Here is an 8683-nt window from a genome sequence, read left to right as displayed (position 1 = left end):
GATTGATCTGGAGTCTTTTAGTCATGAAAACACCTGCTTTTTTCGAGCGTAGTGAATTGACCCGGGTGCTGTGGGGCCTGCGGCATGAGTTTGCGGTGGCCGTGATCTTCACGATCGTGGTTAACGTGCTGATGCTGACCCCGACCCTGTACATGCTTCAGGTTTTTGACCGGGTGCTCGTCAGTCACAGCAGCTTTACGCTGATGGCGCTCACCCTGGTGATGCTGTTCTTCTTCCTGGTCATGAGTTTTTCTGAATGGATGCGCTCCCGGCTGCTGGTGCGCACCGGGGTGAAGCTGGATAGCTTGCTGAACTCCCGGGTTTTCCGGACCTGTTTCGAGCGGCAGTTGCGTCAGCCCGGCGGCCGCCCGGCCCAGTCCTTGAGCGATCTGGTCAATGTCCGCCAGTTTCTGACCGGTAACGGCGCCTTTGCCTTCATGGACGCGCCCTGGACGCCCATCTACATCATGGTGCTGTTTCTGCTGCATCCGTTTTTGGGCCTGGTTTCGATTGTTTTTTCGATCGTGTTCGTGGTGGCGGCCTATTTTTCCGGCAAGGTGGTCCATCAGCCGCTGGAGGTGGCGGCGACGGCCAACATGGAGTTGGGGGCCTTTGTCCAGAACAAGCTGAAGAATTCGGAGGTGGTGGAGTCGATGGGCATGCTGGGGGGGCTGCGCCGCTTGTGGCAAAAGCGCCACAGCAAGGCCCTGCTGCTCAACAGTCATGCCCAGGATGCCACCAGCCGCATGCAGGCGATGACCAAGTTCCTGCAATATGCCCAGCAGTCCCTGGCCCTGGCGGCCGGCGCCCTGCTGGTGATCGAGGGGGAGTTGAGCCCTGGCGCCATGATTGCCGCGAATGTGCTGATGGGGCGGGCGACCCAGCCGCTGGGTGTGCTGGTGTCGTCCTGGCGCAGTGTCCTGTCCGCCAAGGATGCTTTCTTGCGCCTGGAAAATCTGCTGGAAGAAAATCCGGTGCGCCCCAGGGGCCGGGCGCATGCACCGCTTTCCGGTCGCGTGGAGGTGGCGCAGCTGGTGGCGAAGGTGCCCGGGCGCGAGTCGCCCATCCTGAAATCCTTGTCGTTCTCGGTGCCGTCGGGCTCGGTGGTGGGGGTGGTGGGGCCTTCGGGTTCCGGCAAGTCCACCCTGGCGCGTTGCCTGATGGGAATCTGGCCTCATGTCGAAGGCAGCGTCAGTCTGGATGGCGAATCCATCGAACACTGGGAACGGGATGAGCTCGGCCCGTATGTGGGCTATCTGCCCCAGGATGTGGAGCTTTTTGAAGGCACGATCGCCGAAAATGTGGCGCGTTTTGGCGAGGTCGACTCGGCCAAGGTGATCGAAGCGTGCAAGCGGGCCGGTATTCACGACATGATCCTGCGCTTTCCCAAGGGCTACGACACCCCCATGGGGGTGGCCGGTGGGCAGTTGTCGGGGGGGCAGCGGCAGCGGGTGGGCCTGGCCCGGGCGATTTATGGCAATCCCCGCTTCGTGGTGCTCGATGAACCTAACGCCAATCTGGATGATGTGGGTGAGGCCGCCCTGCTGGCGGCGATCCGGGATCTGAAGCAGCACGGTACGACGGTGTTCCTGATCACGCACCGGACCAACATCATCGGGGTCACGGACCTGTTGCTGGTGCTCAAGGAGGGGACGATCGCCCTGTTCGGCAGCACCCAGGAAGTCCTGGCCAGGCTCAAGGCCGCCGCTACCCCGCCCGCGCCCACCCCTGTTCCCCAGATTGCAGCAGTCCCGGCCTGAGTGCGTTCTTCTTGTTGATTTGATGATCTTTCGAGATCGGTTTTTTCTGGAATCCTGTTATGGCTATACGTGATTTATTTGGTTTTCTGGTGCCTCGTCATCCTGATCTCGAGGCGACTCAGAAGGAGGGTCAGGAAAACCTGCCCATGGATACCCGCCATCCTGCCCGGGTCGGCCTCTGGGTGTTGGGCGTGGGGTTTGGCGGCTTTCTGCTCTGGGCCGCCCTGGCGCCGCTCGATGAGGGGGTGCCGACACAGGGCATGGTGACGATCGATACGAAGCGCAAGGCAGTGCAGCACCTGAGCGGCGGCATCATCAAGGCCGTGCATGTGAAGGAGGGGCAGTTCGTCAAGGCGGGCGCCCCTTTGCTGGAAATCGATGAGGCAGCGACCCAGGCCAATTTCGAATCCGTGCGTCAGCGTTACCTGACCTTGCGGGCCATGGAGGGACGTCTGCTCGCGGAGCAGTCGGGGGCGGAAAAGATCAGCTTTCATCCTGACCTGATGGAGGCCAGGACAGACCCCCGGGTGGAAGCGGCGCTGGTGAATCAGGAAAGCCTGTTCCTGGCGCGGCGCGGTGCCTTGCAGGCCGAGCTGCAATCCATTGACGAGTCGATCCTCGGCCATGAAGCGGCGATTCGCGGCTATCAGGGCATGCTGGAGGGGCGCAAGGCGCAGCAGGGCTTCATCCAGGAAGAAATGACGGGTTTGCGGGATCTGGTGTCCGAAGGTTATGCGCCGCGTAACAACTTGCTGGCGCTGGAGCGTACGGCGGCCGAGACGACGGGCTCCATTGCCGATCTGATCGGGAATATCGAGCGTTCCCGACGCGCCATTTCCGAACTCAAGCAGCGCAAGATCCAGCGCCAGCAGGAGTATCGCAAGGAAGTGGATGGCCAGCTGGCGGAGGTGCGCAGCCAGGTTCAGGCCGAGGCGGACAAGTTCGTGGCGGTGCGCGATGAGTTGGCCCGGACCATTCTCCGGGCGCCGGTCGATGGGCAGGTGGTGGGCCTGGTGGCCCAAACCGTAGGCGGGGTGATTACCCCCGGTCAGAAGGTGATGGATATCGTGCCCAAGGATGAGGCGCTGGTGCTGGAAACCAAAGTGCCGCCGCATCTGATCGACCGGGTGCAGCCCGGCCGGACGACCAATGTGCGCTTCTCGGCCTTCTCTCACAGCCCGCAGCTGGTGGTGCCGGGCAAGGTGGATTCGATTTCCAGCGACCTGCTCACGGAGCCGCAGACGGGCGTGTCTTACTACCTGGCCCGCGTTTCCATCACCCCTGAGGGAATGAAGATTCTGGGTGACCGGCAGATGCAGGCGGGCATGCCGGCTGAAGTCATCATCATCACCGGTGAGCGGTCGATGCTGACTTATCTGCTGCGGCCCTTGTTGAGTCGCATCGCCGTTTCCATGAAGGAGGAGTGAGATGGCCTCCCGTGCGGTGGTAAGTAGCGTGCTGGCCTTGGGCCTGTTGTGGGGGAGCGGGCAGCTGGCTCGGGCGGATGATCTGCTGAGCTTGTACCGCCAGGCGCTGGAGGCCAATGCGAGTTATCTGGCGGCGCGTGCCGAAGCGGATGCCCAGCGGGAAGTGCTGCCCCAGGCGCGCGCCCAGTTGCTGCCCAACCTGTCCTTCAGTGGCAGCAAGGGGAAAAACACGACCGAACAGACCAGTCAGGGTTTTTATGGGCCGGTGACGCGTGAGATAGACTACAACAGTCACAACTATGCCCTGACCTTGAAGCAGCCTTTGTTCCGGGCATATAATTTTGCGCTTTATGCCCAATCGAAGGCGCAGGTGGCCAGCGCGGATGCGCGCCTGGAGCAGGCGCTGCAGGACCTGGCGGTGACCGTGGGGTCTGCGTATTTCGATGTGCTCCTGGCGCGCTCCGAACTGCAGGTGAACCGCTCCCAGCAGCAGGCTTATGAGGCGCAGATGCAGTATGCCGAAAAGGCCTTCCGGGCCGGGGCGGGAACACGCACCGATGTGGATGAAGCCCGTTCCCGCCTGGATCTGGTGAAGGCCCAGGCGATTCAGCTGGAGTACAAGGTGGAGTTTGCCCTGGATACCTTGCGCACCGTGGTGGGGCGGCCATTGACGCCACTGTCCACCTTGAATCCCGAGCGGCTGGAACTGGTGCCCCCTGATCCGGTGCGCCTGGAGGATTGGGTAGAGGTGGCAGAGCAGGTCAATCCCAAACTGCGGGCCTTGCGCTCCGACGTGGAGGCGGCCGAGAAGGAAGTCTGGAAGGCGCGTTCCGGCCATATGCCGACCGTGGATCTGGTGGCGCAGCGCTCCGATAGCAAGAGCGACAGCAATACCACGATCGGTTCTGAATATGACACGAAGATGGTGGGGGTGCAGGTTTCCATTCCCATTTTCAGTGGCGGCTATGTCAATTCCACCGTTCGTCAGGCGCAGGCCAATCTGGAGAAGGTACGACAGCAAATGGAGGCCATGCGCCGTGAGGTGGGTTTGCAGGTGCGCAAGGAGTTTGATGGCGCGGCGCAGGGGGTGCATTGGGTGAAAGCTTATACCCAGGCCGTGCAATCGGCTGAGCAGACTTTGTTCTCGACGCGCAAGGGTTTCCAGGCCGGCACGCGCAACAGCCTGGATATCCTCAATGCAGAGCAGAGCCTGGCGAGCGCCCATCGCGATCTGAGCCGGGGGCGTTATGAATATGTCCTGGCCCGCCTGCGCTTGATGGCGCTGGTGGGGCGTCTGGATAACGAAGAGATGAGCCGCTTCAACACCTGGCTGGAAGCCGGGAATTAAGGGAACAGAAGGTCATGAAGGTTTTGTCGGTGGTTTTGTGCGGGGGGGCGGGCAGCCGTTTGTGGCCTTTGTCACGGGAACAGTATCCGAAGCAGTTGCTGCCCCTGGTGGGCGAATCGTCCCTGCTGCAAGATACGCTGAAGCGCCTGGAGGGTTGCGGACTGGAACAGGATTTCGAGAAGGCGCCGGCGCTGGTGGTGGCGAATGAGGAATATCGCTTCCTGGTAGCCGAGCAGGTACGGGCCATCCGTTCCAGCCAGGTACGGATAGCCCTGGAGCCTTGCGGACGCAATACCGCACCCGCGCTGACCGTGGCGGCCTTGTTGTGCCGGGAGGATGACCCTTTGATGGTGGTGATGCCGGCGGATCATGTGCTGGGGGATCTGGCCGCGTTTCAGCGCGCCTTGCGCCAGGCCCTCGCTCATGCCGCCGAAGGCCGCGTGGTGACTTTCGGGGTCGTCCCCAGCGCGCCGGATACCGGCTTTGGCTATATTCGCCGGGGGGCGCCCCTGCCGGGGGGCGGTTTCGATATCCAGGCCTTTGTGGAAAAGCCGGATCGGGTCACGGCGGCTTCTTATCTGAGTTCGGGTGATTATCTCTGGAACAGCGGCATTTTTGTCATGCGCAGTTCCGTCTGGCTGGCCCAGCTCGGTGCCCGCCGTCCGGATATGCTGGCGGCCTGCGAGGCGGCCGTGGCGGAGGGGGCGTCGGATCAGGATTTCATCCGCCTTGGGGCCGCCGCTTTCGCGGCTTGCCCGGCGGATTCGATCGACTACGCCGTGATGGAGCATCTGGCAGGAGGGGCCGGGGTTGTGGTGCCACTGGATGCCGCCTGGTCCGACGTCGGCTCCTGGGGCGCGCTGTGGGAGATCGGAGCCAAGGATGGCGCCGGCAATGTGTTGCGTGGCGATGTGCTGGCGCTGGAAAGCGAAGATTGCTATTTGCGCTCCGAACATCGCCTCGTGGCCTGTGTGGGAGTCCGGGATGTGGTGGTGGTGGAAACCCCGGATGCCGTGCTGGTGGCGCATAAGGATCATCTGCAGTCAGTCAAGCAGCTGGTGAGCCGCTTGAAGCAGGAGGGACGCCCCGAGTCCGATGCCCACCGCAAGATTTTCCGGCCCTGGGGGCACTACGACAGCATCGATGCGGGGCATCGTTTTCAGGTCAAACGCATCGTGGTGGACCCCGGCGCCCGCCTTTCCCTGCAAATGCACCACCACCGCGCCGAACACTGGATCGTGGTGTCGGGGACGGCCAAGGTGACCATGGGCGAAAAAACCTTGTTGCTGACGGAAAACCAGTCCACTTATATCCCCCTTGGGGTGGCGCATCGCCTGGAAAATCCGGGCCGCATTCCGCTGGAAATGATCGAAGTGCAGTCGGGTTCCTATCTTGGGGAAGATGACATTGTGCGTTTCGAGGATAATTACGGCCGCAGCTGAGCCGGGATGGCGCTTCAGCATGGGATGAATACAAGGGAAAGCATAATGAAAAAAGCGATTGTGACGGGCATTACCGGGCAGGATGGTGCCTATCTGGCGGAATTGCTGCTGGAAAAGGGATACCGGGTTTATGGGACTTACCGCCGTACCAGTTCCGTCAATTTCTGGCGTATCGAAGAACTGGGGATTGCCGCCCACCCGCAACTGGAACTGGTGGAGTATGACCTGACCGATCTGTCGGCCAGCATCCGTCTGCTGCAGCAGACCGAAGCCGAAGAAGTCTATAACCTGGCGGCCCAGAGCTTTGTCGGGGTGTCGTTCGAGCAGCCGCTGACCACGGCGGAAATCACGGGTATTGGCCCGGTGAACCTGCTGGAGGCGATCCGTATCGTCAACCCCGGGGTGCGCTTTTATCAGGCTTCCACGTCCGAGATGTTTGGCAAGGTCCAGGCGATTCCCCAAGTGGAGGACACGCCCTTTTACCCGCGCAGCCCCTACGGTGTCGCCAAGTTGTATGCACACTGGATGACGGTGAATTACCGCGAGAGTTACGACATCTTCGCTTGCAGCGGCATCTTGTTCAACCACGAATCCCCCTTGCGGGGCCGGGAGTTCGTGACCCGCAAGATCACCGACAGTGTGGCCAAGATCAAGCTGGGCAAGCTGGAGGTGCTGGAACTGGGCAACCTCGATGCCAGGCGCGACTGGGGTTATGCCAGGGAATATGTCGAAGGCATGTGGCGCATGCTGCAGGCCGATACGCCCGATACTTTCGTGCTGGCGACCCATCGCACCGAGACGGTGCGGGATTTCGTCACGATGGCGTTCAAGGCCGTGGATATTGCGTTGGAGTGGCAAGGGGCGGCCGAGGCGGAGGAGGCCCGTTGCGCCGCGACCGGCCGGCTGCTGGTCAAGGTCAATCCGCGTTTCTACCGTCCGGCCGAGGTGGAACTGCTGATCGGCAACCCGGAGAAGGCCCGGCGTGTGCTGGGCTGGGCGCCAAAGACCCAGCTCGAATCCCTGTGCCGCATGATGGTGGAGGCGGACATGAGCCGCAATCAGCGCGGGTTTTCCTTTTGAGGCAGCACATGCGCGCCTTGATCACGGGTATCGAGGGTTTTACCGGCCGCTACGTGGCGGCTGAACTGGAGCGCGCGGGTTATCAGGTGTTCGGCACTTGTGCCGGTACGCCGCCTGCCGGCGCGGCTCACCTGCTGCGAGGGGATCTGCTGGATGCGCCGGCACTGGAGGCGGCGGTAGCGACGGCCCGGCCCGATGTGGTGGTGCACCTGGCGGCGATTGCCTTTGTCGGGCACGGCGATCCTGCCGCTTTTTACCAGACCAATGTGGTAGGGACCCGCAACCTGCTGGCGGCGCTGGTGCATACCGGCTGTCAGCCGCAAAGCGTATTGCTGGCCAGCAGCGCCAATGTCTATGGCAACAGTACCGACGGCATCCTCGATGAGGCGACCCCGCCCAACCCCGCCAATGACTATGCGGTCAGCAAGCTGGCAATGGAGTATATGGCCCGCCTGTGGCTGGACCGTCTGCCGATCGTGATCGTCAGGCCCTTCAATTACACCGGAGTGGGTCAGTCTGCCGACTTCCTGTTGCCCAAGATCGTCGCGCATTTCCGGCGCCGGGCCGAGCGCATCGAACTGGGGAATCTGGACGTGTGGCGGGATTTTTCCGATGTGCGCGCCGTGGCCGAAGCCTATCGCCGCTTGCTGGAGGCGGATGCGGCCGGCCAGGTGGTGAATATCTGTTCCGGCCGCACCCTGTCCTTGCGCCAGGTGCTGGCGCTGGCCGAGGGGATTACGGGGCATGCCATCGAGGTGGAAGTCAATCCGGCGTTCGTGCGCGCCGGCGAGGTCCATACCCTGGGCGGCAATCCGGCCCGCTTGCGACGCCTGATCGGCGCCTGGGATAGCCCGCCGCTGGAGGAAACGCTGGCCTGGATGCTGGAGGCTGGAGGCTGAATGAGGCGTATCGAGCGGGCCAGCCCGGGCTGGCGATCATGCGGGTAATTTGCCTGGGGCGGTTTTGCGATGACTTGCCGGGAGGGATCGAAGCCCATGTGGTGAGTCTGCTGGAAACCTTGCAAGACCGGGTGGACTTCGTGCATCTGGTTCCCTCGCGAGATGGCAAGAGTGCCCGTTTCGTCAAAGGGGGGGTGCCGGTGGTGCGGACGGCCAGCTGGAATGTGGATGGCAGCCTTGCGCTCTCGCCCGGCCTGATCCTTGAAACCTGGCGCCAGTACCGGCAGCAAGGCTGTGATCTGGTGCACCTCCACTTTCCCGGGCCGATGTCCCATCTGGCCTCGATGGTGATTCCCGCCCATGTGCCCCGGGTAATCACCTGGCATGCCGACATCACCCGCCAGCGGCGGCTGCTCAAACTCTATGAGCCCTGGCAGCGTGCCATCCTGCGCCAGGCCAGGGCGATCATCGTGGCCACACCGGAACATCTCAAATCTTCTGCCGCCCTGTCCATTGCCGGCATCCGTCAGAAAGTGCGGGTCATTCCCTATGGATTTGAGTTGTCCCGCTTCGTGGCGCCTCAGGCCGAGGCCGCCCGGATTCGCCAAAGCCACCCCGGCCGCCTGATTTTTGCGGTGGGGCGGCATGTGCATTACAAAGGGTTTTCAGTGTTGCTGGAGGCCTTGCAGAAATTGGCGCCGGATGTGCAGTTGATCCTGGGAGGAGA

The 8683-nt window shown here is 62.4% G+C and carries 7 protein-coding genes; all 7 read left to right on the top strand.

Going from position 1 to position 8683, the window contains the following annotated elements; all coding sequences use genetic code 11:
• Positions 1–23: 23 nt before the first annotated feature.
• Positions 24–1760 (top strand): type I secretion system permease/ATPase, encoded by a 1737-nt coding sequence (locus WBH99_RS02470; RefSeq protein ID WP_424218528.1) that lies wholly within the window; start codon positions 24–26, stop codon positions 1758–1760.
• A 59-nt stretch (positions 1761–1819) separates the two neighbouring features.
• Complete coding sequence (locus tag WBH99_RS02465) at positions 1820–3187, top strand: HlyD family type I secretion periplasmic adaptor subunit (RefSeq protein ID WP_424218527.1); 1368 nt, start codon at positions 1820–1822, stop codon at positions 3185–3187.
• A 1-nt stretch (position 3188) separates the two neighbouring features.
• Positions 3189–4535 carry a TolC family outer membrane protein gene (locus WBH99_RS02460; protein ID WP_424218526.1) on the top strand — a complete coding sequence of 449 codons (1347 nt, stop codon included), beginning with the start codon at positions 3189–3191 and terminating at the stop codon, positions 4533–4535.
• 14 nt (positions 4536–4549) lie between these two features.
• Complete coding sequence (locus WBH99_RS02455; RefSeq protein WP_424218525.1) at positions 4550–5977, top strand: mannose-1-phosphate guanylyltransferase/mannose-6-phosphate isomerase; 1428 nt, start codon at positions 4550–4552, stop codon at positions 5975–5977.
• A gap of 45 nt (positions 5978–6022) precedes the next feature.
• Positions 6023–7057, top strand: a complete 1035-nt coding sequence (gmd, locus tag WBH99_RS02450) for a GDP-mannose 4,6-dehydratase (RefSeq protein ID WP_424218524.1) — start codon at positions 6023–6025, stop codon at positions 7055–7057.
• Positions 7058–7065: 8 nt separating this feature from the next.
• Positions 7066–7956 carry an NAD-dependent epimerase/dehydratase family protein gene (locus tag WBH99_RS02445; protein WP_424218523.1) on the top strand — a complete coding sequence of 297 codons (891 nt, stop codon included), beginning with the start codon at positions 7066–7068 and terminating at the stop codon, positions 7954–7956.
• Between the two features lie 38 nt (positions 7957–7994).
• A partial coding sequence (locus WBH99_RS02440) for a glycosyltransferase (protein ID WP_424218522.1) occupies positions 7995–8683 on the top strand: 689 nt, incomplete at its 3' end.

Origin of the sequence: Azovibrio sp., from assembly GCF_049658005.1 — a bacterium.
Lineage (GTDB): Bacteria > Pseudomonadota > Gammaproteobacteria > Burkholderiales > Rhodocyclaceae > Azovibrio.
Note: the sequence above shows the minus strand (reverse complement) of the source record. Positions and strands in the feature narration are given on the sequence as shown.

What these genes read in the sequence shown, in the direction of transcription:
- WBH99_RS02470 (WP_424218528.1), top strand. Translation starts at nt 24, where the DNA reads ATGAAAACACCTGCTTTTTTCGAGCGTAGTGAATTGACCCGGGTGCTG.
- WBH99_RS02465 (WP_424218527.1), top strand. Translation starts at nt 1,820, where the DNA reads ATGGCTATACGTGATTTATTTGGTTTTCTGGTGCCTCGTCATCCTGAT.
- WBH99_RS02460 (WP_424218526.1), top strand. Translation starts at nt 3,189, where the DNA reads ATGGCCTCCCGTGCGGTGGTAAGTAGCGTGCTGGCCTTGGGCCTGTTG.
- WBH99_RS02455 (WP_424218525.1), top strand. Translation starts at nt 4,550, where the DNA reads ATGAAGGTTTTGTCGGTGGTTTTGTGCGGGGGGGCGGGCAGCCGTTTG.
- WBH99_RS02445 (WP_424218523.1), top strand. Translation starts at nt 7,066, where the DNA reads ATGCGCGCCTTGATCACGGGTATCGAGGGTTTTACCGGCCGCTACGTG.
- gmd (WP_424218524.1), top strand. Translation starts at nt 6,023, where the DNA reads ATGAAAAAAGCGATTGTGACGGGCATTACCGGGCAGGATGGTGCCTAT.